Here is a 26814-nt window from a genome sequence, read left to right as displayed (position 1 = left end):
TATATGGAGACATTGCAGCAGAGCATCCGGATGGAACAGGAGGAGAGGGCGGCGGCCCATCCCAGGGGACTGTTCCGGAAGCTGGGTGTTTTAACAGATGCGGCCAAATACGATGTGGCCTGTACTTCCAGCGGGGTTGAGCGGCAGAGGGGCAATTATTCGATGGGCAACACGGTTGCGGGAGGTATCTGCCATTCCTTCGCGGCGGATGGGCGCTGTATTTCCCTGCTGAAGATACTGATGACGAATGAGTGTATCTTTGACTGCCGTTACTGTGTCAACCGGGTGTCCAATGATGTGCCCAGGGAACGGTTCACCCCGGAAGAAATCTGTATGCTTACCATGGAGTTTTACAGAAGAAATTATATTGAGGGACTGTTTTTAAGCTCCGGGGTTTACCAGAATCCCACGCTTACCATGGAATTAATGTATGAAACCGTATTTCTTCTGAGGAAGAAGTACCGCTTCGGCGGTTATATTCATATCAAAGTAATCCCGGGTGCCGATCCTGCCCTTGTGGAGATGATCGGATGGCTGGCTGACCGGGTGAGCGTGAATCTGGAGCTTCCGACGGCGGAAGGACTGCGCACTCTTGCCCCTCACAAGAACCGGAAGAATATTTTAAAGCCGATCCGTCAGATTCAGCTGGGCAGGGAGAACCAGGCCATGCTGTCCGGCCCCAATACTCTGCCGGTGGGAAGGCCGGGAGCGGATCTGATCCTTCGGGAGGATAAGCCATCCTTTGTCCCTGCGGGCCAGAGTACCCAGATGATTATCGGGGCAACCGGGGAGAGTGATTATCAGATCCTGTCGGTAGCCCAGTCTTTATATCAGAAATTTGACTTAAAAAGGGTTTTTTACTCTGCTTTTGTGCGGGTGAATGACGACAGCCTGCTGCCGGTCCAGGAACAGGGGCCGCCGCTTCTGCGGGAACACCGTATCTATCAGGGTGACTGGCTGCTGCGTTTCTATGAATTTAAGGCGGAGGAACTGCTGTCGGAGAAGGTGCCGAATTTTAATGTCTTTCTCGATCCCAAGTGCAACTGGGCCGTGAATCATCTGGAAGAATTCCCGGTGGAGATTAACCGGGCCGACTATCATACCCTGCTTCGGATACCGGGGATTGGCGTGAAGAGTGCTAAACGGATTGTGATGGCGAGAAAGAGCGCGGTGCTGGATTTCCCGGATTTGAAAAAGATTGGTGTTGTTTTAAAGCGGGCGGTTTATTTTATTACCTGCAAGGGGAGGATGATGTATTCCATCCCTATGAAGCAGGAATTTATTCTGAACAATCTGCTGGCGGCCGGTGAGCGTCTGCCGGCTGGACTGGAGCACAAGGATATTTATGAGCAGCTCTCTTTGTTTGATGATGCAAGGTTTGGGGGTGCGGCAGGCTGATGATGAAACCGACCAGGATATATTTATGTGAGGACAGCGTGGACGGGATTCTGACCGGCATCTACGAAGGCTGGATGAGCCGTTACGGCCACGACTATGTCAAAATAAAAGTGAACCAGCAGGAAACGTTGGAATTGTTTTCTGAATATGTTACTGTCGCAGCGGATGAGGAGAAGTCGCAGAAGGTGGGTGCCACGATCCGCCGAAAGATTGGGACGGAGGGGTACAATCAGGTGATCCGCGCCCTGCTGTCGGATGATCCGGACAAGGCGGATACGGTGTACCGTTTCCTTATCCGGGGTTTTGCCGTGGGGCCTTCTATCATACAGCAGCTGGGGTTTGACTGTGTGCGCCGGGTGATGGAGATGAACCGGAGAGTGGGGAATGAGGCCCACTACCATGTGGAGTTTATCCGGTTTTCCCAGCTGAAAAACGGTATTCTTTTTTCAAAGATAACGCCAAAGAGCGATGTGCTGACACTGGTTGCACCCCATTTTGCAGACCGGCTTGCCCTGGAGAATTTTATGATTTATGATAGTAATAGAAAAAAGGCGGTTCTGCACCGGGCTGATTTTCCATGGATTCTCACAGATGCCTCGGAGTTTGACGAGGCGGCGGCTGATGAGCTTGCGGAGGAGGAGACGGATTTTATTGGGCTGTGGAAGCATTTTGTCAAGCACATTGCTATTATGGAGCGGAAGAATGAACGATGTCAGAACAATATGCTGCCCAAGCGGTACCGGCCTAATATGACGGAATTCGATCCGAGGTATGAACATATAGGGGAATAAAAGGATGCGTAAGACATTTGGAATTCTGGCACATGTAGATGCCGGAAAAACTACCTTTTCTGAGCAGCTGCTCTGTCATGCAGGTGCATTGAAGAAGCCGGGGAGGGTAGATCATCAGGATACTTTTCTGGACAGCCATCAGATTGAAAGGGCACGGGGGATTACTGTTTTCTCCGGCCTTGCTTCTTTTTCTTACGGGGAAGATCGTTATTACCTGCTGGATACACCAGGTCACGTGGATTTTGCCGGTGAGATGGAGCGGGCACTGAAAGTGTTGGATTATGCGGTGCTGGTGATCAGCGGGCCGGATGGGATACAAAGCCATACGGAGACTGTATGGAATCTGCTGAGGAGTAACCATGTTCCCACTTTTTTGTTTATCAATAAGATGGACAGGGAGGGAGTGGATAAAGCAGTATTGTTACAGAAGCTCCGGCAGACATTTTCTGCCGGGATCATAGATATGACCGGATGCGGGGAAGGACTGACCGGGGAAGTGTTGGAATTTGCCGCGGAGCAGGAGGAAACGCTGCTGGAAGCCTTTTTGGAGGAACGATATCGTCTGGAGGACTGGGAACGGGAGACCAGGAGGCTGATCCGGGAAGAAAAACTGTTTCCCTGCCTTTGGGGAAGTGCTTTATATGACCAGGGAATCGAATCCTTTCTCCGGGTGTTCAGCCGGTTCAGCTTGACCGATTATGAGAAACAGGAGAAAGAATCTTTCTCGGCCCGGGTATTTCGTATCCGGCAGGAGGAAGCAGGTGAGAGGCTGACCTTTATAAAAGTAACTGGGGGCACTCTCCGCGTGAAAGATGTGGTCGGGGAGCAGAAGATAAATCAGATCCGCCTGTACAGCGGAGAGCGGTATGAGACTGCCGCGCAGGTGTCAGCCGGAGACCTGTGTGCGGTCACGGGCCTGACAGAAGCGCTGGCAGGGGATATCATCGGAGAAGCCGCGGGGCGGGAGAAGTATGAGACAGTTCCGGCGCTCAGTGCGGCAGTCAATTATGATGAGAAGATTCCGCTTCGGGAGATACTGCGCATTTTTAAGATACTGGAAGCAGAGGACCCGGCCCTGTCCGTCCGCTGGGAAGAAGAAACAGGGCAGTTAAAGATCAGTCTGATGGGAACTGTGCACATGGAGATTGTAAAGGAACTGGTTTCCGAACGGTTCGGGCTTTCCATAGGCTTCGGGGAACCGGAGGTGCTCTACCGGGAGACGATCCGCAGCACGGTGATGGGCTTCGGACATTTTGAGCCGCTCAGACACTATGCGGAAGCCGCACTGCGGCTGGAGCCGGGGGCTCGGGGCTCGGGAATTACCTTTCAGAGTGAATGTCATGTGGACAGCCTGGGCATAAATTTTCAAAACCTGATCCGCACTCATGTCATGGAGAAGGAACACCGGGGTGTTCTGATCGGTGCGCCCCTGACGGATGTAAAGATAACGCTGGCAGCCGGTATCTCTCATATCAAACACACGGAGGGCGGCGACTTCCGGGAAGCCGTATACCGTGCCATCCGCCAGGGGCTGAAAAAAGCGGACTGCTGTCTGCTGGAGCCGTTCTACCGGTTTCATATACGGATACCGGAGGAACAGACCGGCCGTATTATGTCTGATCTGTCCATGCTGTTCTGCGAGATGGAGGCGCCGATACCGGATGAAGAGGGGCGTACGGAGCGTATGACACTCATAGCCGGGCGAGGACCTGTGGCATGCCTGATGAATTACAGCAGGGAGCTGGCCGGTGCCACAAAGGGCAGAGGTACCATTTCGTTTCAACACGATGGTTATGATTTCTGCCATAATCCGGAAGAAATAATTGAGCGGCGGGGATATGACTGCGATGGGGATCTGAATAATCCGTCTTCCTCTGTTTTCTGTGCCAAGGGGACTTCTTTTGTGGTACAATGGAATGAAGCCGAGAGCTATATGCATACGATAAAAAAGGGACTGGTATAAAAGGCGGGAGGGCCGGGTCCCGGATTGGAGAAAAGGATGAGAGAGTTTCAATTGCCCTATGGTAAGGGCTACAAGACAGTAGAGCTGCCGGAAAAGCGGATTGCGGGAGTGCTGGTTTCACACCTGCATGATTATAAGCCGGAACATACTCAGGAAGAGCTGGTTGCGGAAGCTTTGGCGCATCCAATCGGCAGCCGGGCGCTTTCAGAATTGGCAGAAGGAAAACAAAAGGTAGTGATCATTGCCAGTGACCATACCAGACCGGTGCCCAGCAGGATTATTATGCCGCTTATGCTTCAGGAAATCCGGAAGGGAAATCCTGAGGCGGAGATTACGATTTTAATCTCAACTGGCTGTCATCGTGAATCCACGAAAGAAGAACTTATCAATAAGTTTGGGGAAGAGATTGCAGAGAAGGAACATATTGTGGTACATAACTGCGATGAGGAAGCTATGATTGACCTGGGGAAACTTCCGTCCGGCGCCGAGCTGATCCTTAACCGGCTGGCGATGGAAGCGGATCTTCTCGTTGCGGAAGGGTTTATTGAACCTCACTTCTTCGCGGGCTTTTCAGGAGGCAGAAAGAGCGTGCTCCCTGGAATTGCGGGACGAAGGACCGTGCTGGAGAATCACTGCTCTGAATTTATTGATGATATCCATTCCAGGACGGGCATACTGGAAGGAAACCGGATTCATGAGGATATGATTTTTGCCGCCCGGAAGGCAAATCTCGCCTTCATCGTAAATGTGATTATTGACTCCGATAAAAAGATTGTTCATGCGGTGGCCGGCGACTGCAACGAAGCCCACCTGGCCGGGGTGGATTTCCTGTGCCGCTACTGTAAAGTGGATGCAAGACCTGCTGATATTGTTATTACAACCAACGGAGGGTATCCTCTGGATCAGAATATTTATCAGGCAGTCAAGGGCCTGACCGCTGCCGAAGCTACGATCCGGAAGGACGGCGTGATTATCATGCTGGCGAAGTCCAACGACGGACATGGCGCAGAGTATTTTTATCACACGTTTCAAGAAGAAAAGGATCTGGAAGTTCTGCGGCAGACATTCCTGGATACGCCCAGCGAGAGGACAGTGCCGGATCAGTGGCAGTCCCAGATCTTTGTGCGTGTATTGCAGCATGCCCGGGTAGTATATATCTCCGACGCCCCGGATGAAGTGGTGAAGGAATTTGGTATGACACCGGCGCATTCCATGGAGGAAGCACTGGAAATTGCAGATTCCATGCTTGGAAATCCGGAGGGCAAGATAACGGTGATTCCTGACGGAGTATCCGTAATTGTGCTGTAATGATCAAATATGATGAAATATGTTTATTTTCTGAAAAACCGTTGTGAATAAAAATCAGTAGTGATACACTTATTGTGTATTGAAACATGCCGACAGTGTCAGACGACAGTACGTAGTTTGCATTGTTATTACATAGGAATGTTCTCCAAACTTTTCTATGTAATAACAAATATTTTATGCGCACTCGCGTAAGAGGAGAACGTCAGCGAAACTGACTACGCTCGGCGCGCAAAGCGTGCAAGCCCCTCAAAGATTGAGGGGTTAGGGGAGCTGAGGTGGGTTTGCCCACTTTGTTCTATTACGGTGGGAGAATGACATCTGCGGCAATAACATTTAGGGAGGGCAACAAAATGAAGAATTGGAAACGTTTGATGGCGCTTGTTTTAGCATTGGTTTGTGTGATTATGCCAATTGCACCCGCTAGTGCAGCAGAAGACACAGCTCCGATCGCACCAAATCCGACGGCTGGTGTGCAGGTGGTTGATGAAAACGAGAATGCGGTTACGACTCTGAAACCGTTTGTGTATACAACCGGTTCAGATACGGATCTGGCAAAGGTGAATAAGTTTGGAATCATTCTGCCGGCTGGTATGACGGAAGCGGTTATTCCGGTTGAAATGAGTATTAAGGGTATCCTGGCGGCTGTGTATCAGTCGGATGTGAGCGCAAGTGTAGACTTCTATTCGGATGCGGCCTGCACACAGACCATTAACTACAGTACGTATGACGGATTTACCGATGTGGTGGAGAAGGGTACATACTATCTGAAAGTTTCTACTTATAGTACGACTGGCTGTATCGTAGCGGTAGGTCTTGGAGCATTCTCTTCCGGCAATAAGACCATCAAGAGCAAAACCTGGTATATTTCTGCATTTGCAGACAGCTCAACCGCACAGTATTATAAACTGAGCGTGTCCAAACAGTCCAAGATCGTTGTGGAGACACAGGGAGAGTACAGCCGTTACATCACGATCTGCGACAAAAACAAAAAGGCAGTTACGGAAGAGTGTTATACCTCTACAGACGGCAAGATGACATTTGTGGTACCGAAGGGAACCTATTATGTCAAAGTCAAATCTACAGACGATCTGCTTCGTCTTCGCGCAACTGTGACGGCGCTCAGCGATAAGACCGGAACTTCAAAGAGCAAGGCAAAGGCCCTGAAGGTGAACGGCAGCAAGGTGACCGGTCTGGTTACCACCAGCGATAAGACCAGCAAAGCAGACTGGGTTAAATTTACAAACCCGAAGAACCAGAAGATCAATGTGTATATTACCGGCGATATTACATCCGGAACCATCGAGATGGAGTTCTTCTCATCCAATGGAAAGAGTATGGGAACCCAGACGGTAAACAGCTACAGAAATAACGGATATGTGAATCTGTATACCATCGGCAGCGGGTATTCAGGTAAGACCCTTGCAAAGGGAACCTACTATATCAAGATCACGAAAGATACGAAAAAGACAACCGGTGTGTACACCATTCAGGTAAAAAATAAATAGTACATAGTTTTCCAGCATAAGGCGGGAGTCCGGAAGGGCTCCCGCCTTTGTTAATTATCTGCCGGAAGGGATCAATTGTTGTTGTGTTTTCTGTATGTTTTCTGTAAAATGTATTTATGTGTAATGTATACCCTGTGTAAGATCAGGGTAAAGCAGCAAAAGATAAAATGCCTGATGGCAGTGGGGGGAACTGATTTGAGTTTAACTTCGATTCTAACATTAATGGGGGGCATCGGACTTTTCCTTTACGGCATGAAAGTACTGGGAAGCTCTCTGGAAAAGCTGGCCGGTGCCAGTCTGGAACGTATTTTGGAACGGCTGACCAGCAACCGGCTGAAGGGGGTGGCACTGGGAGCTGTTGTGACGGCTGTGATACAGAGCTCCGCGGCTACTTCGGTTATGGTAGTTGGTTTTGTCAATGCCGGTATTATGAAGCTGGTACAGGCAGTGCCGGTGGTCATGGGTGCCAATATCGGCACTACAATTACCGCGCAGATTCTGCGTCTGGGCGATATCAGTAGTGATAATATTTTTATGATGCTGTTAAAACCCGCCTCTTTTGCGCCGGTCTGTGTGTGCATCGGCGCATTTATACTTCTGGTGGCAAAGAAAGCGAAGACGAAAAACATTGCGTCGATTGTCATTGGATTTGGTATTTTGTTTGTGGGAATGTCCACGATGGAGACCGCACTGGCTCCCCTGCGGGACTCCGAAGCGTTTCATCAGATCTTTTTTATCTTTAAAAACCCCCTGCTGGGCGTGCTTTTAGGTGCGGTAGTGACGGCGATTCTGCAGAGCTCTTCCGCTTCCGTCGGTGTTTTGCAGGCAGTTTCTTCCACCGGTTCGGTGACATTTTCCATGGCGGCTCCTATTATCATGGGACAGAACATCGGAAAATGTATTACAGTTTTGATTGCCAGTATCGGAACCAATAAAAAGGCGAAGAGAGTTGTTGCAATCAATGTGCTGAATAATATTATCGGCGTTATCCTGATGATGGTTGTCATATACGGGTACCAGGCCCTGTTCGGCTTTTCCTTCTGGGACAGCGTAATCAACAGGGGCGGTATCGCAAATTTCCATACCCTCTTTAACCTGGTAACTACCTTCGTCCTGCTGCCGTTCTGCAACCTTTTGATTCACATGTCCGGCCTGATTATCCGGGATCACGAGGTGTCAAAGATCGACGAGGAGCTGGCGCTTCTGGACAGCCGTTTTATTCCCACACCGGCCGTGGCGCTGGAGCAGTGTAAAAAAGTTATTTTATCCATGGGACAGGCTGCCAGGGAGAATTTCGAAATTGCATCCGGGCTCTTGGAAAAGTATGATGAGAAGCAGATGGAGCTGCTCCAGGAAAATGAAAAGTTCCTGGATAAGTCGGAGACGGTGCTGGGTGAATATCTGGTCAAGATTACGGCGCAGGATATCCGGCCTGAGGACAGTAAGCAGGCCACAGAGATCATGCATACGGTAGGCGATCTGGAACGAATCGGAGACTACTGCGTCAATGTGGCGGAGGTAGGCGAGTTTAACAGCAGTCAGAATCTAGTGTTCTCAGATGTGGCGCGGGAGGAACTCCACTATGTGGTGGGTGCGGTTGACAATATCCTCAAGATGACCATGGATGCCTATGAGACCGAGGATAAGCTGACGGCTCAGCGTGTGGAGCCCCTGGAGGAAACCATAGATATCTTAAATGAAACTCTGCGTTCCAGGCACGTACAGCGTCTGCAGACCGGAGAGTGTGAGACCCAGAGAGGTATCTCCTTTATCGAAGTGCTTACTAATGTAGAGCGAATCTCCGACCACTGCTCCAACATAGCGATCCACCTGATCCAGAGAATCAGCAAGGAAGAGCTGGATACCCATGAGCAGTTAAATAAAATTCACCAGGGAGAGACGGAAGAGTACAAGGCGCTGTGCCGTTACTACGAGTCACTCTACTGTGATCCAATTCGATAAAAATGGAATAAATTGCATCTTCCTTTCATATACTTTACCGTAATGGGTTTCTTTTCGGACAAATGTCCGGGCAGAGATGGAAACCGGCAAGCCAGTGCGAGACAGATGGTGGCAACAATCAAAGGAAAGGAAGAAGTGCAAATGGCAAGAGGTCAGAGAAAACCGATCAATGAGCAGCTTGCAGTGCTTGATGCATCCATTCAGAAGCTGCAGGTAAAGATGGATGCATTGAAGAAAGAACGGGCAAGCCTGCTGGCAAAGAAAAAAGAAGAGGATGTCAGCGAAGTACTTACTCTGCTGCAGAAAAACGGGATGTCGGTGGACGACATTAAAGATATGGTGAAAAAGCAGGCAGAATCTTCAGTGCAGGAAAACAATGTGCCGGCGATGGATGTGGATTAAGAGAAATGAACAGGACCGGGCGGATGCCCGGTCTTTTCTTTGTTGCATAGGAAAGTTCTCCAAACTTTCCTATGTAATAATTCCTGCTTTTGTTATATAGTAGAGGAAGAAGATCAACGTATCCAGAAGGGGAGAGCAGGATGAAAACGAGAGAAGATGTGATCGGCTATTGTCTTGCGTTTCAGGGAGTGTATGAGGATCATCCGTTCAAAGATCAGAACTGGACCCTGATGCGCTGCAGGGATAACAAGAAAAGCTTTGCTATTGTCTATGAGCGGGAAGGTATATTCTGGCTGAACCTGAAATGTTCTCCACAGTGGGCCGGGCTCTGGAGAGAGACGTATACGTCCGTTATTCCGGCCTATCATATGAACAAGGATCACTGGAATACCGTCATTCTTGACGGGACCGTGCCGGAGGAAGAAATCAGGCGCATGATCGGCGAGAGTTACGATCTGGTGAAGCCGAAGAAGAAAAAATGATACAATTCTATATCAGAAAAAGGCAGCATACAGGAGATATATCATACCTGTTTATGCTGCCTTTGTTATTTACTGTAACATCAACCGGATTTCTTATTCCGTCTATCGGCTGCTGCCCCAGAAGAAGAGCGCGACCACACCCGGACCGGCATGAGCGCCGATAATCGGCCCGATCGGGAAAATGGATACCTGTGCCTGGGGATGTTTATCCCGGATCAGAGAGGCCAGATAGTCCGCATCGGCAGGACAGTCTCCATGGCCGATAAATACTTCTGTACCCAGCTCAGGCGTCCAGGTCTGTGACATATGTTCCATCAGGCCTGAGAGAGATTTCTTCCTACCCCGTACCTTAAACATATTAATCAGATGGCCCTCCTCATCCACATGGAGTATCGGTTTAATCTGGAGAGCGGTTCCCATAATAGCAGTGGCAGAGGAAATACGTCCGCCGCGGCGAAGATGCCCAAGATCGTCCACGGTAAACCAGTGGCAAACGTTCAGCCGATGGTCATTCAGCCACTGATTTAATTCTTCGATTTCCATGCCCTCATCCTGCTTCTTCTTCGCGCTGTATACAAAAAAGCCTTCTCCGGAAGAAGCGCACAGAGAGTCCACACAGTAAATCCTGCGGTCCGGATATTTCTCCTGAAGTTTCTGGATACAGGTATGAGCTCCCTGGATCGTAGCACTTAATCCGGAGGAAAAACAGATGTAGAGAACATCCATCCCCTGGGCCAGATAACGTTCAAAATGTTCCTTATATACCAGCGGATTAATCTGGGACGTATGAGCCTGCCTTCCATCCCGAAGCTGGGAATAAAAGGTCTCCAGAGAAATATCGCTCCCTCCGGGAGCAAACGTATGAACCTCGCCGTCAATATCATATTCCATCGGTATGACGTCAATTCCCAGTGCCTGGACAACATCCTGGGTGAGATCAGCCGTGGCATCTGTTACTATCTGATAAGTCTTCATATAAAATTCCCTTTCTTTCACTCCATCCCCTGCACCGTTTATGTATGTACCTGATGAAAGCAATGGGACAGTTCATTTCGTATTCATGCGTATTGGGCTGTTACCGTAAGCACAGGCATAGTTTACCTCAAATGACTATAATTTGCAAATTTGTCTTTTTACCGCGAATATTTTGATTCTACACTTTTTTCTGTTATACTAAATTCTTAAAATGCATATTAAATAAACTTAGAGTACAAATATAATTAAAAATATGCAAATTATGTCGAAATATGTCTTTTTATATCCAAAATTTTCCATATTTAAATTTTATGCTGTACCATCAACATAAAAGAAGATTAGGAAGAGTGGTTCTGTTGCCAGAAATATATGGATTGATTCGTAGTTTGGGTATCCCTGCAACATACATGGGATACCATTTTCTTGCATCTGCAATTGCCCTTGCTATAGAGGATGAAGACCGCTTATTATTGATTATAAAATGTTTATATCCGGAAGTAGCGAAGCGGCATAATACAACGTTGTATAGTGTAGAACGTAATTTAAGAACAGTCATTGATGTCTGTTGGAAAAGGGGTAACCGTCAGTTCCTGGATCAGATGGCAGGATATACTCTGACTTCAAAGCCATCCACCGGTGAGTTCATTGATATATTGTCCTCTTATCTTAAGAGGCAAAATATAGTCAATTTCTAACTGGGTACAGGAACATAATTAAAAAGATGCAAGCCAAAAAAATCAGCCGGACGGTAGTAAGCCGTCCGACATCTGTACGAACGTATCATCTCCTGAGCAGGTTTGTCAGATTGACGGGTGGTACGATAGTAGTACGGTAATTAATAATTTCAAAATCTGCAAAAAAACAGGGCAGCCGCCGTAAAGCAGCTGCCCTGTTTTGTGGAAACTAAGTCTATTTCTTCCGGCCTTTTGACAGGGCAGTAATTGTCTTGCTGCCCGCCCTGTGATAACCATTCCTGTCCGGCGCAGCGATAGTCCAGTCCAGCTGCTTCCAGTATAGCACAATGGCCGCATCGGTTTTACTGCCGAAACAGCCGTCCTCTGACAATTTTGAAAAGCTTTTCCCGGTGATACAAGTATTCAGCTTTCTCTGCAGCCAGAGGATATCTTTTTTGGAAGATTTGGATGTTACAGTCTTAGCCGGTACATAATCCGGGTCTTCCCAGGCCGCCATGAATTTGGCCGGCGTCCCATACTTGGCTTTTAATTTAGAAGGGGTGCTCCCCCAGTCCGGGAGCTGGAAGTGGGGCTTGTCTACAATAGACGACCAGGCGCCGCCCCATTCCAGGCCCAGCTTCTGACCGATCTTTCCAACCTTCGTAAAGAAGTTCCCGCTCTCATTATAGGCCCCTTTTCCATCATTCCGGTAAAAGTCAAATGCCACGCCCCACTGGTGCATGGAGGAATAGGAGCTGCCTCTGGCGTTGGTCACAATGCTGCCAGGCTTTGTGCGCCCCTTGGCATAGAGGGCGTCCTGTTCGGCGGCGGTGCGAAGACATTCGCTGATTCCTATTTTCAGCCCCTGCTTCTTACATTCCTGGACTAATTTATCTGCAAGCTTCTGCAGACGTGGATGACATTTCGTGATATCTCTTCCCATAGATGCCTCCTTACTTGATCAGATTTACATATTCTTCGATTTTCGTTTCCAGATAGGCGTCGATATCGCCGTATGTTTTTGCAATCAGTTCTCTGGCCTCCCGGGAGAGCATTGCCAGAGCTGTATGTTTCGCTGTCTCAAAGGCAGTCTGCTGGGCGGCCTTGTCAAATTTGCCGGATTTCTTCAGCGACTCCACATAGGTCTGTGTAACACAGGTGACAACCGAGGCGATGATATCGGAAATCTCTGCAAGTTTTGTGTCCTCGGTCTTTGCCCGGATCAGGCCTGCGGCGTATTTAGCCAGCAGAGGCAGGGTTACCGTCAGGACAGCATACAGGATGCTTTGCAGCAAATCATTTAATTCCATTTAATTTTCCCTTTCTTCCTGCAGGGTACCGGACGAGTCATCCTCACCGGTCCCATATAGTTTCTTTAGCTTAATTTCATTCTCCTTTTTTGCCTTGGAATAATAAAAACCGGTTGCCGTTGCAAATTCTGCAAAGACAGCCGGTATCAGAACGGACAGCGCCGAGGAATCTCTCGTGATCCACATCAGCGCCATACTATACATGGTTACCAGCACGGTAAAGCCGGTGACCATATAAAAGATCTTTTTACTGAATTCCATCCGCGGATGGTTCTTTTTATTCATCTGTATCATCCTCATGGGAGATGACCCGCAGGTGCCGGACCTTCTTCATCAGGGTCAGCACGTAGGAGTTGCCCTGCAGCACGTCGGTGTACAGGGTGAACATGTCCTCCAGGGACTGGAGCTCATATTTGTCAATGCAGTCCCGGTTCAGGGCCTCCATACAGGCCCGGACAATGCTGTGCCGGGTCTGTATCCGGTTGATCTTGGTCATATCTGCGTTGTAGTCCACCAGCTCGCCGATCTGTTTCTTGATCTCGGAAATGGTGCTGTTGTGCTGGTCCAGAAGCCGGTCATTTTCTTCCAGCTGATTTTTCCTCAGCCGGTAGGACTCGATCCACTTGTAGCAGCGGATGGAAAAGGCGATGAGGCCGCTTAGGATGGTCAGGATCACCAGCACCCATTTCAGTACGGTCCCTGCGGAGACCTGGTTTAAAAGTTCGATTAGATTATTCATGTTGTATTCCTGTCAGGAAGGATGCGTTTTCGGTTACAGGCGCCGGTCAGATCCAGTTATGCATTTTCTGCAGCAGCGGTATCTTCCTTCTTTCCCCACAGGTCGTCCATCTGTTTCAGACAGGATTCCTCATATGTAACATCCTTGAACGGAATGTACGGTTCGTGCTGGGTGATCCAGAGCTTTCCATCCAGATAGATGTTGTAGCCGTTGGATACGATTTCATAGGTTACCGGTTTGTTGTCAATGACGTAATTAGTTGTTTTCATGAATTTTCCTCCTTAAATTTGAACAAGATAAAAGCCAGCTGGGATTAGCTGGCTGGTTAACGTATAATTTTATTCTGATATGACGCTGATCAGACCGAAATCTTCGGAAATGCTGCTCTGAGTAAGAACTACTTTTCCGGTTTCGGTTACTACATAGTCTGAGTCAGTTTTGGTTAGGTTTTGAGTATCTGTGGTGATGTTGGGGGTTGTAAGCAGATGATAGCCTTTGGGCAGATAATATGAAATGTCTTTGGTGAGCTGGGGTTCGATGAAAAGAGCTGCTAAATTATCTTCATAACTAAAAAGAAAAACCTTTTCATTATTTGTTATGATAATATTAAATGACCCGTATCCAATTAGAGTATTATCTATTCTCCAGCTAACCCCATCCCAACAGTAGTGAACAGTATTTTTTACGACATGAATTAAATTATTATGCACATTCATATAGCCATTTTCAAATTCAGTGTTTCCAATATTAGTCCATACAATGCCATTAAATTTAAAATGAGACTTGCTGTTTGTTCCAGCAACACTCCCGTGAATATGTATCTCATTATTATAAACTACAGCAGAACCTTGATGAAACTCATAGGGTAGTGTACTAACAGATGTCCAAGAAATACCATCAAATTTATAGTGGCTTGTATAACTTGAAGAATCATCACCCCCTAAAATATGAATCTCATTATTATATACCACAGCAGAACCTTGAGTAAATTTATATGGTAGTGTACTTACAGAAGTCCAAGAAGAGCCATCAAATTTGTAGTGTTTTGTTCTATCCCAAGCAACATAACTCCCTAAAATATGAATCTCATTATTCCATACAACAGCAGAACCATCATGAAACTCATAGGGCAATGTGCTAACAAAATTCCAAGAAGTACCATTGAATTTGTAGTGTTTTGTGCTATTATAACTACTCCCCAAAATATGAATCTCATTATTCCATACAACAGCAGAACCATTATAAAAATCATAAGGTAACGTGTTCGCAGAAGTCCAAGAAGTACCATCATATTTGTAACGACTTGTATAACCACCACTCCCGCCCAAAATATGAATTTCATCATTATAAATAACAGCAGCGCCAGAATTGAAACCATAAGGTAATGTACTTACCGAAGTCCAAGAAATACTGTCGAATTTGTAGTGTTTTGTATCATTAGAAGAATTACCACTGCCTAAAATATGAATCTCATTATTCCATACTACAGCTGAACTAGACTTAAAAGGTAATGTACTTACAGAAAGCCAAGAAATACCATCAAATTTATAGTGGCTTGTATAACTTGAAGAATCATCACCCCCTAAAATATGAATCTCATTATTATATACCACAGCAGAACCAAAATAAAATTCATAGGGCAATGTGCTAACAGAATTCCAAGAAGTACCGTTGAATTTGTAGTGGTTTGTTCTATTCCCAGAAGAATCACCACCCCCTCCTAAAATATGAATCTCATTATTCCATATAACAGCAGAACCCCAATAAAATTCGTATGGCAATGTACTCACAGAAGTCCAAGAAGTACCGTTGAATTTGTAGTGGTTTGTGCGGTTACCAGAAATAACACTCCCCAAAATATGAATCTCATTATTATATACAACAGCAGAACCAGACTCGAAATCATAAGGTAATGTACTTACTGAAGTCCACGATGAGTCGTTGAGTTTGTAGTGTTTTGTATCATAACCTAAACTACCACCACCCAATATATGAATCTCATTATTATATACAATAGCAGAACCACGAATGAATTTATAAGGTATCCCCATGTGCCCCAAGATTTTTGTGTTTATTTTCTCACTTCCGATTATTCTATCCAAATGAACCAGTCTACCACCGGAATTCCCAGTAGTTAAATTATCAAACGCTTGCATTTTCCACCTCCTTTATCAAAACAATATCGCACGTAATAGTACCTTCTGGCACTTTCTTCGCAGTAAATATTAAAAAACCAATCGCTGTAGCAGCACTTAAACCGGAAGCAGATGCAGGTTTAGTAGAATTGCTAGAATATGTGATTAAAGCACACGTATCCGCTGTGATCCAATCGTCTGATATCTGATAGGATAGTGTTGTAGCATCTATAGCAACGGTACAATTCTTTATGAATTTCGTTGTGCTGCCAAGATATCCCAATTTCTGATTAATTTCTGCAATACTACTGTCAGTAGAACTCTTTGCCGTATCAATCAGTTCCTTTGTTTTCCTGCTGGAATATGCCGTTATATTACTCTCAACAGAGTCATCAATCAAAGATGTAGATTCCGACTCAGGGGTAGCGTAATAGATACCATCCTGCAATGTTCCGGCTGCTTGCATATCTTCCCATTCTTGGTAAGAGTTAAGTTTTACAATCGCTGTTTTTTCTTCATCCCAGGAATCTATTTTTTCCTGCGTAATGAGATCTATGACATCTTTGTTTGCATGTTCATGTGATTTTTCATAAGCTTCATTCCAGTGCTGCTTGTCGATAGGAGAGGAGGTTGATCCAGATACTGTGTTTTTACCTATTTTTATTGACATAATTTACTCCTCTAAATGAAAATGGTACTCCTGTATCGGAGTACGTTTGTTTATAGTTTACTTTTATCGAATGAATATTTCGCCACTCCATCAACACCTACATATACTTTTTAACACTTTAAGCACCTCTTTGTCTTTGCAAGGGAATCTACCATCCTGCCTAGTTCTTCTATGTCTGCATTGAAGAAGTCGTGATTAAAAAGAATTGTATCGGCATCCTGCCGCAGATATTTCCCCCAGTATTTTTCTAGTATTTCTATATCTTCTTCCGAAAAACGCCTCGGAACTCGTTTACCGTATGCAATTGCATGGGTGATCGCCCCGCGCTCCAATCCTTTCCCGTCGTCATTCCTTGCAAAATAGATGTGCGCATTTTCGCTTGTGGTAAAGCAGACGCATTTTCCGTCCTTTGTCTTGATGAAATCACCGTCTGTTTCAAGGCGTGTTCCATACGGGATATTCAGCTGTTCCCCACAGACACCCACTTCCTTGTATCTTCGATGTGCTATATATTCCATGTGATTCACCTTCCGATCTAACCGATTTTAAAGCCGGGCGCGAACCCAACCGAGTTTGAGGCGCCGGACGAGCCCGCACTACCGTCGGTTTTCATCGCGCAGAAGCCGATGCCGCTGTTCGACCAAACGGAGCGAAGCCACCAAGCGCAGGCCGAACTCGTTGAGTTATGCCGATACTTGACCTTGCTGTTGCCGTTCTTGTAGTAGTCATACTGTTTCTGGTAGTTCTGCTCTGCGCTATTGGCATAGCTCCGGGTGCCATGCACCTCGAACTCGGACAGTAGCCAGATTTTGTCGGAGGTAGCGGTTACATAGCTTGCCGTATTGGAACCGCCGCCGGTGTTGTCACTGTACTTCTGGCAAAATGCGATTGCTGACTGCATATCTGTCGGAAGCTTGGATAGGAACGGAGAACATATGTTTTTCCGCATCTCACTACCGCCCCAACCGCCGCTATTGCTGTTTTGCCAGTTCATGCGCAGGTATGTAACGGTTCCGCCGGATTTTCCGTATTCGCTGTCGGTAAATGCAATGTCCGTGCCGCCGGTCAGTGCGGTCTTGCCGAACTGGAAGTGGATACCAGTGCCTTCTTTTTCGCTGTTGTGGTCGAATCCAAGGATAAAGCAGTAGTAAGTTCCGCTTAAGGTAAGTCCGTCACTTACCCAGCCATTGATCTCTACCCCTTTGCAGTCACCCACTGCCCAGTAGTTTGGTCCTTGTCCTGCCGCTGCCACGACTTTGATCTGCGTCCATGTATTGTTATCTAATACTGGGTCTATACTTCCAAGTATGCCACCGCCACTTGGAAGTCTGCTAATTGAACTCATTTTGAATACCTCCTGATGACAATTGGGATATTAATTGCTGGTTTGCTACCAAATGCATATAGATTGTTGTCTGAACTTCCAACAATTTTTGCATCAGCTACGACCTTATATTGTTCCGCTGTTGTAGAAGCCCCATTTAATATGATTTCGATATCGTTGGATGCAGAGGGATATGTCGTGCTTAGATTATACGCATAAGGGGTGCTGGAACCTGACCACCCAGAAGACAACAGAGTGTATTCGATATACTCTGGTTTGTTTTCTTTTACAGAAATCGTATTTTTCAATACTGTTACCTCTGTATTGATAGAAGATATTTCTGTGCTTAGCTCTGTGACTTTACTAGTGAGTTCTATACTATTATCATTTTTCTCATCCCATTGCTTAACCTTTTCACTTGTTATACCAGAAAGAACATTTATGTTTTCATGTGAATGCGAATCGGCTTTTAACTCGTCAACAGCATCCTGTACATTTGTAGCCGCCATTCCGGAAGCAGTATTATCATAGTCAACCAGATCTGCTTTTTTTACCAAGCCCGATACAGGGCCATTTTTATCTAAAATTATTGTAATCACCTACTTTCTTTAAAGTGATATATTAAAAGATCAGGACATAGTAGCCTGATCTATATTAGTTATTTCTACAAATATTTACTTATCAATCAAGAAATTTTGCAAATCAACCTTTGTCTTTTTAAGTTTTTCAACAGAATTTCCCGTGATTTCATGATCTAACAATGCTAATAAACTCCGACAGATAATCTTATCTGCCTCTTCATTATCTTTTAACCGTTTATTGTCGTTGTCAAGCATCTTGTCGTGAGACGGGACTTTTTCTTTAAGATTTCGATACGGTGACAACCACCTACTTATAACAGCAGTGCCGCCTCCTATCACAGAGACAGCACCTAATATTGACAAAATAAATGTAATTGTTTGATTCAGTTCTGACATTTATGCCTCCGTTGTCATTATGGACTGATCTATAAGTGTCATCAGTTCATCATACTGCTCCTTTGTAATTCTATTTCGGAGTAAAAAGGTATCCAGCATGTCCCGCATCACTATAGGATCATAGTTGCCGGACTGTATTACTTTCTTGGCGTTTTTATAGGTCATATGTAGTCCTCCTTATGCATTAATTTCCGACATACAGGCAAGATATTCCGTGTTCAGCTGAACAGAAGCAAGAACGACATCCTGCTCCTGCTGTTTGACCTGGATTTCTGCCTGAACGCGTTCCTGATCCAGTATTCGTGCTTTCATTTCCTCTAGTTTCTCTATTGGTCTATTATCAATCATAAATTATTACCTCTTAATTTCTAAAGCACACAGTGCCAGCACCGACAACATAAACAGTTTGATTGCTGTTGGTTAAAATTCCTTCTTGAGTTCTAGAGATTTCATCGCCCAGAACTTCTGTTATTGTGTTATCATATACGACTTCTGTGTTTTTGGGGAGATAATATAAGAAGGCTTCGTTGTCACTGGAAATCCATCCAATACCTGTTTTTTCAAAATTAGATATTTTTGTCCTAGAATCGCCACCACCCAAAATATAAATCTTATTTTCCCATACCACAGCATTTCCACGTCCAAAATTATAATTTAAGTCTTTCAAAAAAGATGTAGTAGTAATAGTAGTAGCTCCACTCAACATAATATGGTATTTAAGATATGCACTATTAACATAGCTCCCCATAATATGAATATAATTATTATATACAACGGCTGAACCATAACACAAATTTTTAGATAAACCACTTACCAAAGTCCATGAACCATTAAATCTGTAATTGTTTGTGTTACCACCATCCCCTCCTAAAATATAAATCATATCATTCCATACAACAGCAGAACCTCGACAGAAACTATATGGTAATGTACTTACTGAAGTCCATAAAGTTCCATCGAATTTGTAGTGCTTTGTATAACAACCTGATGCATTACTCCCTAAAATATGGATCTCGTCATTCCATACTACAGCAGAACCTTGATAAAATTCATATGGTAGTGTACTCACGGAAGTCCATGAAGTGCCATCAAATTTATAGTGTTTTGTATGACCGCCGCTCCCCCCTAAAATATGAATTTCGTTATTCCACACTACGGCAGAACCATAATAAAAACCATAAGGTAATGTACTTGTTGAGTACCAAGAAGTTCTGTTTAATTTATAGTGTTTTGTGCTACCACCATTACCACCTAAAATATGAATCTCATCATTCCATACAACAGCAGAACCATCATAGAATTCATAAGGAAGACTCCGTAAACTCTTTACATTCAGTGTCCCAGTCATACCTTCTGCGAAAAACTTAGTTGGATTTGCCGTATCCCTGTTGACCGATTTCTTTATTTCTGCCTGGAACCCCTCGTTTGTAGAAGCTATTCCTGTGTCAATACTGGTTTCTAACTCCTGTTTTAGAGCACTGAGTTGTGTTTCAAGATTTCTGATCTTTTCAACATCGGTCTGAAGAATACTGTCCAGTGTTTCTTTGTTTTCGTGAACATGTGAATCTGTTTTTAAACCGTTTATCTGTCCAAGTAAATTATCATTGGCTGTCCCAGAATCTGCTTTTAATTCATCTATGGCTCCCTGCACGTTATTGGATGTCAGTCCTGAGTCAGTATTGTTGTAATCAACCAGTTCAGCATTTTTGACCAATCCAGCAACTGTGCCTTGATCATCTAAAATCATTGCTTCACCATCCTTTCTACAATAAAAAAGACACATCACGTGCCATTAGTTAGTAATAGTAATAAGTCCATAATTTTCATGGTCAGGAATAAGTGTCAAGACAACTCGCCCTGTCTCGGTTACTTCATAACCAGTATCTGTCTCCGTAAGGTTTTCTGTTTGAGCACATGCGGCTTTATCCATAATGAATTTGGTGGATTTGGGAAGATAATATAGATAATCACTTACATAGACAATGCTATAGAATGCATTACTTGTGGATGAAGTGTCCAATGCATAAATCATATTATTATATACAACTACAGAATTATCTCCACTTTTGAATGGAAAGTGAGCTAATTTTACCCATGATTCGTTATATTTAAAATGATCTGTAAAATCTCTATCGCTTACAAATAAATGTATTTCGTTATTCCATACTACAACAGAGATATTGTTAAGGCTATTAGGCAAATCTGGTTCAACGATCCAAGAAGAACCATTATAAGAATAATGAAGGGTTTCTGCATTTGAACGGGAACTGCTCAAAATATGTATATTATCATTAAATAATATGGAACATCCACCTGTAAACTCATAAGGTAATGTATCCACAGAAGACCATGAAGTACCATCAAATTTATAGTGGTATTGATCGAAGACTTTAATCCCGCTACCCAAAATACGAATTTCACCATTATATACTACGGCAGAACCTTGATAAAAATTGTAGGGTAATGTACTCACAGAAGTCCATGAAGTTCCATCAAATTTGTAATGTTTTGTGTAGCTTGAAGAATCACCACCACCACCTAAAATATGAATCTCATTATTATATATAATAGCAGAGCCACTAACAAATTTAAAAGGTAATGTACTTACTGAAGACCAAGAAGAACCATTATATTTGTAGTGTTTGATAGTGCTCGCAGAACCACCTAAAACATGAATCTCGTTGTTCCAAACTATAACAGAACCACTATAGAAACAATATGGTAAATCTCCTACATTTATAGCAGAAATATACTCTTTGGTTATACGTCCCTCAATCTTTGCAATCCCACCAGTACCTCCACCTGTACTGAAATTCATTACTGCGTCCATCACGCCACCCCTTTCGTCAATGTAATATTACAAACTATACTCCCAGCAGGAACTTTTTCTGCCCTAAATACAATAGCTCCATTTTCTGTGTGTGCTTTTAATCCGGCAACCTGAGCTATTGGAATACTCTCACTGGTCAATACAATATTGGCAAATGTTTTATCTGTAATCCACTCGTCAGATAAACGATAGAAGAGGGTAGAGGCGTCAATTGGAATAGCTTGATTGTAATAGAGCTTTTGTAGAGTCGTTACCTGTGAAACTTTTGTCTGTAGAGTGGTTACTTTCTCATTAACAGCATTGACAGTTCCGATAAGTCCGGCAATAGAAGTCTCTGCTGAATCAACACGAGAGGCAAGAGTAGTTATGTTAGTCTTTCCGGCCTGAATAGCTGTGTCTAAATCACCCTTGATCTCATCTATCTTTTTACTGGAATATGTTTTATCAGTTCTTACCGCTGCGTCATCAATTAGGACAGTGGCATCGGATTCGGGAGTTGCGTAGTATTTATCATCTGCTAAGGTTCCGGCTATTTTCATATCTTCCCATTCCTGATAAGAGTTGAGCTTTATTATTTCTGATCTGGCAGTGGGTGAAGAAGAGCCAGAGACGGTATTTTTACCTATTTTTATTGACATATATATCCCTCTATTATAAAGAAGACATCCTGAGGAAAGGTGTCTGATTGCTAGTAAATAAATATCTTTTTAGTTTAGTCAAAAATATACTGGGTATAGAACTCTAATTAGATTTTTACAAATTTTATTTATTGTAAATTCTTATTTTATGAGCCATAAGCTCGCAGAAACACAGGTGTATTTGTTTAACCCCAATACCCTTCATAGTCCATACGCGTTGCTAAAACTTCAAAGCTACCCAGGTAACTGTAACAGTTCCTTTAGAAATATTACCACTTTGATAAGTGTAGAGTGTTATCTTAAATTGCTTATCTGTTATACCGCTTAAGTTGACCCCAGCATAATTACTAGATTCTTCATTTGAAAACTTCATAGTACGATCTGATCGAGTCCAGAAATTGCTTCCGTATGCGCTTCCTACAGCATTTCCGCAATAAAAAGAGCTTAATCGAACATACAACTCGTCTGGCACAAAACCTATGTTTGAGGGAATAGTATAGGTTTTTTGCTGTGAAGAATCGACATTCAGACTATAAGTTCCGGTAGCATATTTTATTCCTTCCACGGGCAGATTACTTAGAATCGGCATTGTGTTCCTCCTGTTTGTCTTTGTTTAGAGATGGTGATTAACATTCGAATTTAATGGTCTGTTACGCATAGTATTTCGGCATCCCTTGGTGAGAGTGTGTATTAATGATATGCAATATATTTTTACTAAGCTACTATTGGACTTCCAGTGCAATTGGAAGATCAATTGTTGGTTTATCTCCCCAACAGTATAGAGCGTTTGTCGCAGCAGTTCCCTGTATGTTGGCAGACATTATAGTGTCTAACTGGGCTGTTGTAATAGCAGAGCTATCGATAAATGCAGTTAGGAGTTTGCCATCATATCCAGTAATCTGGTATATATAGGGAGGAGCAGAGCCAGTCCATCCCGAAGAAGTCAAAGTATACGAGATAACTTCAGGTCTGTTTGATTTACCAGAGATATCATTTTTCATTTCTTCTAGCTCGACATCAGTGGTGTGCACTTTTGCACTTAATTCAGAGACCTTATTATTTAATTCTATACTGTTTATGTATCCGGTATCCCAATGATTAATTTTAGTGTTTGTTATACCCGATAATACATCAACATTTTCGTGCATATGAGATTTCACTTTTAATTCATCAATCGCTCCCTGCACGGTATCAGCGGTTAGTCCAGAGCTGGCATTATCATAATCAACCAGCTCCGCATTTTTGACCAATCCGGCAACTGCGCCTTGATCATCAAGTATCATCGTTCCACCTACCTTTCTGCCATCAGGACCCAATTATGGTCAGCAGTCCAAAATCAGGTGAAACAATATTTCCAGTCATTGTAACCTTTCCTGTTTCTGTTACTTTGTATCCAGATTCGGTTTCTGATAAATTACTTGCTTCTAAATAAGAGGATTTAACTGCTATTAATTCTGTATCTTTCGGGAGACAGAATGAGATATCCTGTGATTCATAGAAGGTATAAAAGTTCTTAGAATCTTGTCTTACATCTGAGATAGCCCCTGCAAGATATAATTTTTCTCCATCTGAAACTAAAGATCCATAGGAAAATGCGTATGGAATAGGAGGCTTATTTACCCATGTATTATTTTCTGGATTGAAAACAAAATGCTTTCTTTTGTCTTTTTCGCCAGCAAAGATATGAATTTCATCATTATATACTACTGCGGAACCATAGTTGAAGTTATAAGGTAGTGTACTTACCGATGTCCAGTTTGAGCCATTAAATTTATAATGTTTTGTACCGTGTTCATTACTTGTACAACCCAAGACGTGAATCTCATCATTATAAACGACAGCAGCACCACCATAAAGTGGATAGGGTAGCGTGCTTGCAGAAGTCCATGCAGAACCATCATATTTATAGTGCTTTGAACTTGTTGCACTATCGTGACTGCTCCCTAAAATGTGAATCTCATTATTATATATAATAGCTGGCGCATCGATAAAGGCATAGGGTAATGTACCGACCGAAATCCAAGATTCTCCATTCCATTTATAGTGATTTACTGGATTTTGCATAGAAAAATTACCTAACAAGTGAATTTCATCATTATAAACTATGGCTTTATTTTCATAAATATCATATGGTAGGTTATCAACCCTTGTCCAAGAAGTTCCATCCCATACATCATGTCTTTTATATTCACTACCACCACCAAATAAATGAATTTGATTATGATAGAGAACCATACCTCCCCAATAAAAATCATCGATAAGATCCGTTAATTTTACATAGTTTTCTTTCACCTTGCTGGTTTTGCTCATGATCTGTGTGAAAGAACCAGACGTATCCGTTGTATTGATATTTAACATTGCTTTCATTCATTAGCTCCTTTCACTAATAGGACGGAACAAAGTATCTCCTGTTGGGGCAATTTTTGAGCGGAGAATAAAAGGGCGCCCTGAACTGTTTCGGCGGTCAGACCCGATTCCTTTGCTATTGATATACTGGAATCCGATAACGTGATAAATGCAAATGTCTGTGGGGTGATCCAGGGATCTTCCAGACGATAAGAGGGTGTTGCAGCATCGAGCGTAAATGAAATATTGTCATACTGCCTGGTGGCTGAGATTATTTCCTCAATCCTCTTACTGGAGTAGGTCTTATCACTTCTTGCCGCTCCATCGTCAATGAGAGAGGAGGACTCGCTGTCCGGTGTGACATAGTATTTGCCAGGTTTCAGTTCTCCCGCCGCTTTCTTTTCCTCCCACTCGGCATAGGAGGAAAGCTTTATGAATTCTGAACTCTGCGCCGTTCCATCCCCATAGTCATCCGTGACGATAAACGTCGTCTGGTCAAACTTCTCCACGGCCTCCATATTCCCGGCGGCCTCATCCAGATCTCTCTGCTCAGCCAGTGCTTTCCACTCATCCAGGGTCACTTTGACGGGGAGGCGTGTTTCTGCGTCTTCGCCGGTCTCTGTCTGTACTACGTCGGCTGAGGTTTCCGGGTGAAGAATCTTATAATCTTCATCATCGACGCCGGTATTTGCGACCTTTATTTTGTCTCTGTATTTTTCTATTAACAATTCATCACCTCCTAAATCACTTCATACCAGTGTTCGTTAAGCTCCATACCTTCGGGGACGGTGGGAGACAGGTAAATGCCGGTGCCGGTTTTCGGCAGCTGATCTTTTGGGACTTTTCCGGTATCATCCAGGGTGGCGACGCCTTCCGGTTCCCCTTTCTGGGTCAGGGGGATGAAGCCGAAGCCGTCCACCATGTCCTCCGCCACCTTAGCGGCGGTATTGGCCCGCTCCGCTGCCTGGTCGGCGTTGTCTGCCGCCGTATTTGCAGCCTCCACGGCTGCGGCAGTGTCTGTCTGGCGTTTGGCCTCCTGCTCCTGGCGCAGAGCTTCATTTTCCGAACGTGTGATTTCCTCCTGGGCACGGTAGATCTCAGCGCTGACCCGGAGGGATTCGGTTGTTTTGCGGGCTTCCTCGGAGAGTTCTCTGGCTGCTTCGGCTGCCTCCCGGGCTTTTTCTGCTTTTACACGGTCGGCTTCGGCCTGCACTCTGCTGACTTCTGCAGCAACGCGGGATGTCTCCGCATCCACACGGCTTGTTTCGGCCAGTGCGCGGGCTTCTTCTTCTGCGGCACGGGCATTTTCAGATTCCACGCGCTGATTTTCAGCAGTTACCCGACCGGTTTCAGCGGTGATTCGGAGAGCTTCAGCTGTCTGCACGGCCTCGTTGGTGGCTTCTGTGGCCTCCGCGGCTGTAGTGCAGCGGTCAATGATGGCATGGCCGTCCGCGATGATGGTTTCTGTTTCGGTGATGAAGACAGTTACCTTCTCGTCCAGCTGTTCGAAGACCTCCGTGGCCTGATTTACCATGTCCTCGGTGTGCTCGGCCAGAGTGAAGAGCACCTCTGATTTTACAAGCGCATTGGTGAGGGTGGTGTATTCCGGAAGGGACTCGATCTGGGAGCTGTCGTGGACGGATTTCTCCACATTCAGCTTAAAGTGCTGGCTGGCGATCGCGGAGCCCATCACCTTGCCGTTGTCGTCCATCCATCCTTCATAGAGGACTACCTCACATTCCGCCGGGCCGTCCGCCACCAGCATCTGCTCGGTCAGCTCCACCGTGATGATGTTGTCGTTGATCTGGCAGTCGTTTAAGATCTGTTTTCCATCCGCCTTGCGGCATTTGATCATGGCTTTGGCGATGGGAGAGAGGGTGACGGGCTTGCCGTCATCCGTCACCTGGATGTAGAGCAGGCGGGAATTCTTATCATACTGATGGACATTGAGATATTCGTATTTCGGACGGGTACTTAAGTCCAGATGCATACGATCAAAGGATTGTAACAAGGAAATACCTCCTTTCTGTCGGGAGCAGAGGGCCGCAGGAGTGCGGCCGCTCGTCCCGGATCATTAGATGTCAGTGGGAGCCTGGGGCTCTGAGGCCATTAGTCTGACGCTGATCTGATAATCATAGTCTGTGATGCGCTGGGTGATGATTTCCACATTGCTGTATCCTTCAATGACCTCCCGGGCCGTATTGCTCTCCACGGTAATCCGGGCACAGTTGGCCGGTGTCAAAATCTGTTTTAGATATTCCGGGGAAATACTTGCGTCCCGGATGATCAGTTCCAGACGAAAATCGTTGCTGACCGCAGGATTTAACTGGCGGTCAACGCTGCTTACGGTAATGTCGGTATTGTCTGCTAAAATTACTTTCATTA

At 44.8% G+C, this 26814-nt stretch carries 32 protein-coding genes; 9 read left to right on the top strand and 23 right to left on the bottom strand.

The window, feature by feature from the left end:
• Positions 1 to 30 precede the first annotated feature (30 nt).
• The 8 genes from ABCW47_RS08860 (at position 31) to ABCW47_RS08825 (ending at position 9811) form a co-directional block, all read left to right on the top strand.
• A complete protein-coding gene (locus ABCW47_RS08860) occupies positions 31 to 1398 on the top strand; it encodes a putative DNA modification/repair radical SAM protein (RefSeq protein ID WP_343209621.1) in 1368 nt (455 codons plus the stop codon).
• Positions 1398 to 2189: a TIGR03915 family putative DNA repair protein gene (locus tag ABCW47_RS08855; protein ID WP_343209494.1), complete on the top strand. Its 792-nt coding sequence runs from the start codon at positions 1398 to 1400 to the stop codon at positions 2187 to 2189. Before ABCW47_RS08860 ends, ABCW47_RS08855 begins: the two co-directional genes overlap by 1 nt.
• A gap of 4 nt (positions 2190 to 2193) precedes the next feature.
• Positions 2194 to 4152 carry a GTP-binding protein gene (locus tag ABCW47_RS08850; protein WP_343209493.1) on the top strand — a complete coding sequence of 653 codons (1959 nt, stop codon included), beginning with the start codon at positions 2194 to 2196 and terminating at the stop codon, positions 4150 to 4152.
• Between the two features lie 36 nt (positions 4153 to 4188).
• Positions 4189 to 5460, top strand: coding sequence for a nickel-dependent lactate racemase (gene larA, locus ABCW47_RS08845; RefSeq protein ID WP_343209492.1), 1272 nt, complete (start codon positions 4189 to 4191; stop codon positions 5458 to 5460).
• A 350-nt stretch (positions 5461 to 5810) separates the two neighbouring features.
• Positions 5811 to 6965, top strand: a complete 1155-nt coding sequence (locus tag ABCW47_RS08840; protein WP_343209491.1) for a hypothetical protein — start codon at positions 5811 to 5813, stop codon at positions 6963 to 6965.
• 195 nt (positions 6966 to 7160) lie between these two features.
• Positions 7161 to 8927: a Na/Pi cotransporter family protein gene (locus ABCW47_RS08835; protein ID WP_343209490.1), complete on the top strand. Its 1767-nt coding sequence runs from the start codon at positions 7161 to 7163 to the stop codon at positions 8925 to 8927.
• Between the two features lie 141 nt (positions 8928 to 9068).
• Positions 9069 to 9329 carry a hypothetical protein gene (locus ABCW47_RS08830; RefSeq protein ID WP_343209489.1) on the top strand — a complete coding sequence of 87 codons (261 nt, stop codon included), beginning with the start codon at positions 9069 to 9071 and terminating at the stop codon, positions 9327 to 9329.
• Between the two features lie 140 nt (positions 9330 to 9469).
• Positions 9470 to 9811, top strand: coding sequence for an MmcQ/YjbR family DNA-binding protein (locus ABCW47_RS08825; RefSeq protein ID WP_343209488.1), 342 nt, complete (start codon positions 9470 to 9472; stop codon positions 9809 to 9811).
• A gap of 102 nt (positions 9812 to 9913) precedes the next feature.
• Here the strand turns inward: ABCW47_RS08825 and ABCW47_RS08820 are convergent, their stop codons facing one another.
• Positions 9914 to 10786, bottom strand: a complete 873-nt coding sequence (locus ABCW47_RS08820) for a DegV family protein (protein ID WP_343209487.1) — start codon at positions 10784 to 10786, stop codon at positions 9914 to 9916.
• Positions 10787 to 11058: 272 nt separating this feature from the next.
• Between ABCW47_RS08820 and ABCW47_RS08815 the strand changes: the two genes are divergently transcribed.
• Positions 11059 to 11481 (top strand): sporulation initiation factor Spo0A C-terminal domain-containing protein, encoded by a 423-nt coding sequence (locus ABCW47_RS08815; RefSeq protein ID WP_343209486.1) that lies wholly within the window; start codon positions 11059 to 11061, stop codon positions 11479 to 11481.
• 214 nt (positions 11482 to 11695) lie between these two features.
• Here the strand turns inward: ABCW47_RS08815 and ABCW47_RS08810 are convergent, their stop codons facing one another.
• From ABCW47_RS08810 to ABCW47_RS08705, 22 genes are all read right to left on the bottom strand, one after another.
• Complete coding sequence (locus tag ABCW47_RS08810; RefSeq protein ID WP_343209485.1) at positions 11696 to 12403, bottom strand: M15 family metallopeptidase; 708 nt, start codon at positions 12401 to 12403, stop codon at positions 11696 to 11698.
• A gap of 10 nt (positions 12404 to 12413) precedes the next feature.
• Positions 12414 to 12770 (bottom strand): phage holin, LLH family, encoded by a 357-nt coding sequence (locus ABCW47_RS08805; RefSeq protein ID WP_343209484.1) that lies wholly within the window; start codon positions 12768 to 12770, stop codon positions 12414 to 12416.
• Positions 12771 to 13055: a hypothetical protein gene (locus ABCW47_RS08800; protein WP_343209483.1), complete on the bottom strand. Its 285-nt coding sequence runs from the start codon at positions 13053 to 13055 to the stop codon at positions 12771 to 12773.
• A complete protein-coding gene (locus tag ABCW47_RS08795) occupies positions 13048 to 13509 on the bottom strand; it encodes a hypothetical protein (protein ID WP_343209482.1) in 462 nt (153 codons plus the stop codon). The genes ABCW47_RS08800 and ABCW47_RS08795 overlap by 8 nt, the downstream gene beginning before the upstream one ends.
• 56 nt (positions 13510 to 13565) lie before the next feature.
• The gene (locus ABCW47_RS08790; RefSeq protein WP_343209481.1) at positions 13566 to 13778 is read right to left on the bottom strand and encodes a hypothetical protein; all 213 of its coding nucleotides are present in this window, start codon (positions 13776 to 13778) and stop codon (positions 13566 to 13568) included.
• A 69-nt stretch (positions 13779 to 13847) separates the two neighbouring features.
• Positions 13848 to 15665: a Kelch repeat-containing protein gene (locus tag ABCW47_RS08785; protein ID WP_343209480.1), complete on the bottom strand. Its 1818-nt coding sequence runs from the start codon at positions 15663 to 15665 to the stop codon at positions 13848 to 13850.
• On the bottom strand, positions 15652 to 16314 hold the full coding sequence (locus tag ABCW47_RS08780) for a hypothetical protein (protein WP_343209479.1): 663 nt from the start codon (positions 16312 to 16314) through the stop codon (positions 15652 to 15654). The genes ABCW47_RS08785 and ABCW47_RS08780 overlap by 14 nt, the downstream gene beginning before the upstream one ends.
• 110 nt (positions 16315 to 16424) lie before the next feature.
• Positions 16425 to 16832: a hypothetical protein gene (locus ABCW47_RS08775; RefSeq protein WP_343209478.1), complete on the bottom strand. Its 408-nt coding sequence runs from the start codon at positions 16830 to 16832 to the stop codon at positions 16425 to 16427.
• A 17-nt stretch (positions 16833 to 16849) separates the two neighbouring features.
• Complete coding sequence (locus ABCW47_RS08770) at positions 16850 to 17659, bottom strand: DUF6273 domain-containing protein (RefSeq protein WP_343209477.1); 810 nt, start codon at positions 17657 to 17659, stop codon at positions 16850 to 16852.
• Entirely contained in the window at positions 17656 to 18237 is a 582-nt protein-coding gene (locus tag ABCW47_RS08765; protein ID WP_343209476.1) for a hypothetical protein, read from the bottom strand. Before ABCW47_RS08765 ends, ABCW47_RS08770 begins: the two co-directional genes overlap by 4 nt.
• Before the next feature lie 75 nt (positions 18238 to 18312).
• On the bottom strand, positions 18313 to 18615 hold the full coding sequence (locus ABCW47_RS08760; protein ID WP_343209475.1) for a CTP synthase: 303 nt from the start codon (positions 18613 to 18615) through the stop codon (positions 18313 to 18315).
• Positions 18616 to 18780 (bottom strand): hypothetical protein, encoded by a 165-nt coding sequence (locus ABCW47_RS08755; protein WP_343209474.1) that lies wholly within the window; start codon positions 18778 to 18780, stop codon positions 18616 to 18618. It lies immediately after the preceding gene.
• A gap of 12 nt (positions 18781 to 18792) precedes the next feature.
• The gene (locus tag ABCW47_RS08750) at positions 18793 to 18963 is read right to left on the bottom strand and encodes a hypothetical protein (RefSeq protein ID WP_343209472.1); all 171 of its coding nucleotides are present in this window, start codon (positions 18961 to 18963) and stop codon (positions 18793 to 18795) included.
• A 13-nt stretch (positions 18964 to 18976) separates the two neighbouring features.
• Positions 18977 to 20362: a Kelch repeat-containing protein gene (locus ABCW47_RS08745; RefSeq protein WP_343209471.1), complete on the bottom strand. Its 1386-nt coding sequence runs from the start codon at positions 20360 to 20362 to the stop codon at positions 18977 to 18979.
• Positions 20363 to 20407: 45 nt separating this feature from the next.
• Complete coding sequence (locus tag ABCW47_RS08740) at positions 20408 to 21445, bottom strand: Kelch repeat-containing protein (protein WP_343209470.1); 1038 nt, start codon at positions 21443 to 21445, stop codon at positions 20408 to 20410.
• Positions 21445 to 22083: a hypothetical protein gene (locus tag ABCW47_RS08735; RefSeq protein WP_343209469.1), complete on the bottom strand. Its 639-nt coding sequence runs from the start codon at positions 22081 to 22083 to the stop codon at positions 21445 to 21447. The genes ABCW47_RS08740 and ABCW47_RS08735 overlap by 1 nt, the downstream gene beginning before the upstream one ends.
• Before the next feature lie 220 nt (positions 22084 to 22303).
• Entirely contained in the window at positions 22304 to 22672 is a 369-nt protein-coding gene (locus ABCW47_RS08730; RefSeq protein ID WP_343209468.1) for a hypothetical protein, read from the bottom strand.
• Between the two features lie 133 nt (positions 22673 to 22805).
• Positions 22806 to 23366 (bottom strand): hypothetical protein, encoded by a 561-nt coding sequence (locus ABCW47_RS08725; protein ID WP_343209467.1) that lies wholly within the window; start codon positions 23364 to 23366, stop codon positions 22806 to 22808.
• 22 nt (positions 23367 to 23388) lie between these two features.
• On the bottom strand, positions 23389 to 24450 hold the full coding sequence (locus ABCW47_RS08720; RefSeq protein WP_343209466.1) for a Kelch repeat-containing protein: 1062 nt from the start codon (positions 24448 to 24450) through the stop codon (positions 23389 to 23391).
• A complete protein-coding gene (locus ABCW47_RS08715) occupies positions 24447 to 25157 on the bottom strand; it encodes a hypothetical protein (protein WP_343209465.1) in 711 nt (236 codons plus the stop codon). The genes ABCW47_RS08720 and ABCW47_RS08715 overlap by 4 nt, the downstream gene beginning before the upstream one ends.
• Positions 25158 to 25168: 11 nt before the next feature.
• A complete protein-coding gene (locus ABCW47_RS08710; protein WP_343209464.1) occupies positions 25169 to 26440 on the bottom strand; it encodes a BppU family phage baseplate upper protein in 1272 nt (423 codons plus the stop codon).
• Positions 26441 to 26503: 63 nt separating this feature from the next.
• Positions 26504 to 26812 (bottom strand): hypothetical protein, encoded by a 309-nt coding sequence (locus tag ABCW47_RS08705; RefSeq protein WP_343209463.1) that lies wholly within the window; start codon positions 26810 to 26812, stop codon positions 26504 to 26506.
• Positions 26813 to 26814: the final 2 nt, after the last annotated feature.

The organism is Anaerolentibacter hominis (assembly GCF_032380675.1).
GTDB classification, from domain to species: Bacteria; Bacillota; Clostridia; order Lachnospirales; family Lachnospiraceae; genus Anaerolentibacter; species Anaerolentibacter hominis.
The sequence above is the reverse complement of the archived record's forward strand: the minus strand, read 5'-3'. Positions and strand labels throughout refer to the sequence as shown.

What these genes read in the sequence shown, in the direction of transcription:
- ABCW47_RS08770 (WP_343209477.1), bottom strand. Translation starts at nt 17,659, where the DNA reads ATGAGTTCAATTAGCAGACTTCCAAGTGGCGGTGGCATACTTGGAAGT.
- ABCW47_RS08735 (WP_343209469.1), bottom strand. Translation starts at nt 22,083, where the DNA reads ATGTCAATAAAAATAGGTAAAAATACCGTCTCTGGCTCTTCTTCACCC.
- ABCW47_RS08755 (WP_343209474.1), bottom strand. Translation starts at nt 18,780, where the DNA reads ATGACCTATAAAAACGCCAAGAAAGTAATACAGTCCGGCAACTATGAT.
- ABCW47_RS08725 (WP_343209467.1), bottom strand. Translation starts at nt 23,366, where the DNA reads ATGATACTTGATGATCAAGGCGCAGTTGCCGGATTGGTCAAAAATGCG.
- ABCW47_RS08760 (WP_343209475.1), bottom strand. Translation starts at nt 18,615, where the DNA reads ATGTCAGAACTGAATCAAACAATTACATTTATTTTGTCAATATTAGGT.
- ABCW47_RS08730 (WP_343209468.1), bottom strand. Translation starts at nt 22,672, where the DNA reads ATGCCGATTCTAAGTAATCTGCCCGTGGAAGGAATAAAATATGCTACC.
- ABCW47_RS08800 (WP_343209483.1), bottom strand. Translation starts at nt 13,055, where the DNA reads ATGAATAAAAAGAACCATCCGCGGATGGAATTCAGTAAAAAGATCTTT.
- ABCW47_RS08745 (WP_343209471.1), bottom strand. Translation starts at nt 20,362, where the DNA reads ATGATTTTAGATGATCAAGGCACAGTTGCTGGATTGGTCAAAAATGCT.
- ABCW47_RS08815 (WP_343209486.1), top strand. Translation starts at nt 11,059, where the DNA reads ATGTCTTTTTATATCCAAAATTTTCCATATTTAAATTTTATGCTGTAC.
- ABCW47_RS08750 (WP_343209472.1), bottom strand. Translation starts at nt 18,963, where the DNA reads ATGATTGATAATAGACCAATAGAGAAACTAGAGGAAATGAAAGCACGA.
- ABCW47_RS08830 (WP_343209489.1), top strand. Translation starts at nt 9,069, where the DNA reads ATGGCAAGAGGTCAGAGAAAACCGATCAATGAGCAGCTTGCAGTGCTT.
- larA (WP_343209492.1), top strand. Translation starts at nt 4,189, where the DNA reads ATGAGAGAGTTTCAATTGCCCTATGGTAAGGGCTACAAGACAGTAGAG.
- ABCW47_RS08790 (WP_343209481.1), bottom strand. Translation starts at nt 13,778, where the DNA reads ATGAAAACAACTAATTACGTCATTGACAACAAACCGGTAACCTATGAA.
- ABCW47_RS08860 (WP_343209621.1), top strand. Translation starts at nt 31, where the DNA reads ATGGAACAGGAGGAGAGGGCGGCGGCCCATCCCAGGGGACTGTTCCGG.
- ABCW47_RS08720 (WP_343209466.1), bottom strand. Translation starts at nt 24,450, where the DNA reads ATGAAAGCAATGTTAAATATCAATACAACGGATACGTCTGGTTCTTTC.
- ABCW47_RS08805 (WP_343209484.1), bottom strand. Translation starts at nt 12,770, where the DNA reads ATGGAATTAAATGATTTGCTGCAAAGCATCCTGTATGCTGTCCTGACG.
- ABCW47_RS08780 (WP_343209479.1), bottom strand. Translation starts at nt 16,314, where the DNA reads ATGTCAATAAAAATAGGTAAAAACACAGTATCTGGATCAACCTCCTCT.
- ABCW47_RS08840 (WP_343209491.1), top strand. Translation starts at nt 5,811, where the DNA reads ATGAAGAATTGGAAACGTTTGATGGCGCTTGTTTTAGCATTGGTTTGT.
- ABCW47_RS08810 (WP_343209485.1), bottom strand. Translation starts at nt 12,403, where the DNA reads ATGGGAAGAGATATCACGAAATGTCATCCACGTCTGCAGAAGCTTGCA.
- ABCW47_RS08740 (WP_343209470.1), bottom strand. Translation starts at nt 21,445, where the DNA reads ATGGACGCAGTAATGAATTTCAGTACAGGTGGAGGTACTGGTGGGATT.
- ABCW47_RS08855 (WP_343209494.1), top strand. Translation starts at nt 1,398, where the DNA reads ATGATGAAACCGACCAGGATATATTTATGTGAGGACAGCGTGGACGGG.
- ABCW47_RS08795 (WP_343209482.1), bottom strand. Translation starts at nt 13,509, where the DNA reads ATGAATAATCTAATCGAACTTTTAAACCAGGTCTCCGCAGGGACCGTA.
- ABCW47_RS08775 (WP_343209478.1), bottom strand. Translation starts at nt 16,832, where the DNA reads ATGGAATATATAGCACATCGAAGATACAAGGAAGTGGGTGTCTGTGGG.
- ABCW47_RS08705 (WP_343209463.1), bottom strand. Translation starts at nt 26,812, where the DNA reads ATGAAAGTAATTTTAGCAGACAATACCGACATTACCGTAAGCAGCGTT.
- ABCW47_RS08820 (WP_343209487.1), bottom strand. Translation starts at nt 10,786, where the DNA reads ATGAAGACTTATCAGATAGTAACAGATGCCACGGCTGATCTCACCCAG.
- ABCW47_RS08850 (WP_343209493.1), top strand. Translation starts at nt 2,194, where the DNA reads ATGCGTAAGACATTTGGAATTCTGGCACATGTAGATGCCGGAAAAACT.
- ABCW47_RS08825 (WP_343209488.1), top strand. Translation starts at nt 9,470, where the DNA reads ATGAAAACGAGAGAAGATGTGATCGGCTATTGTCTTGCGTTTCAGGGA.
- ABCW47_RS08785 (WP_343209480.1), bottom strand. Translation starts at nt 15,665, where the DNA reads ATGCAAGCGTTTGATAATTTAACTACTGGGAATTCCGGTGGTAGACTG.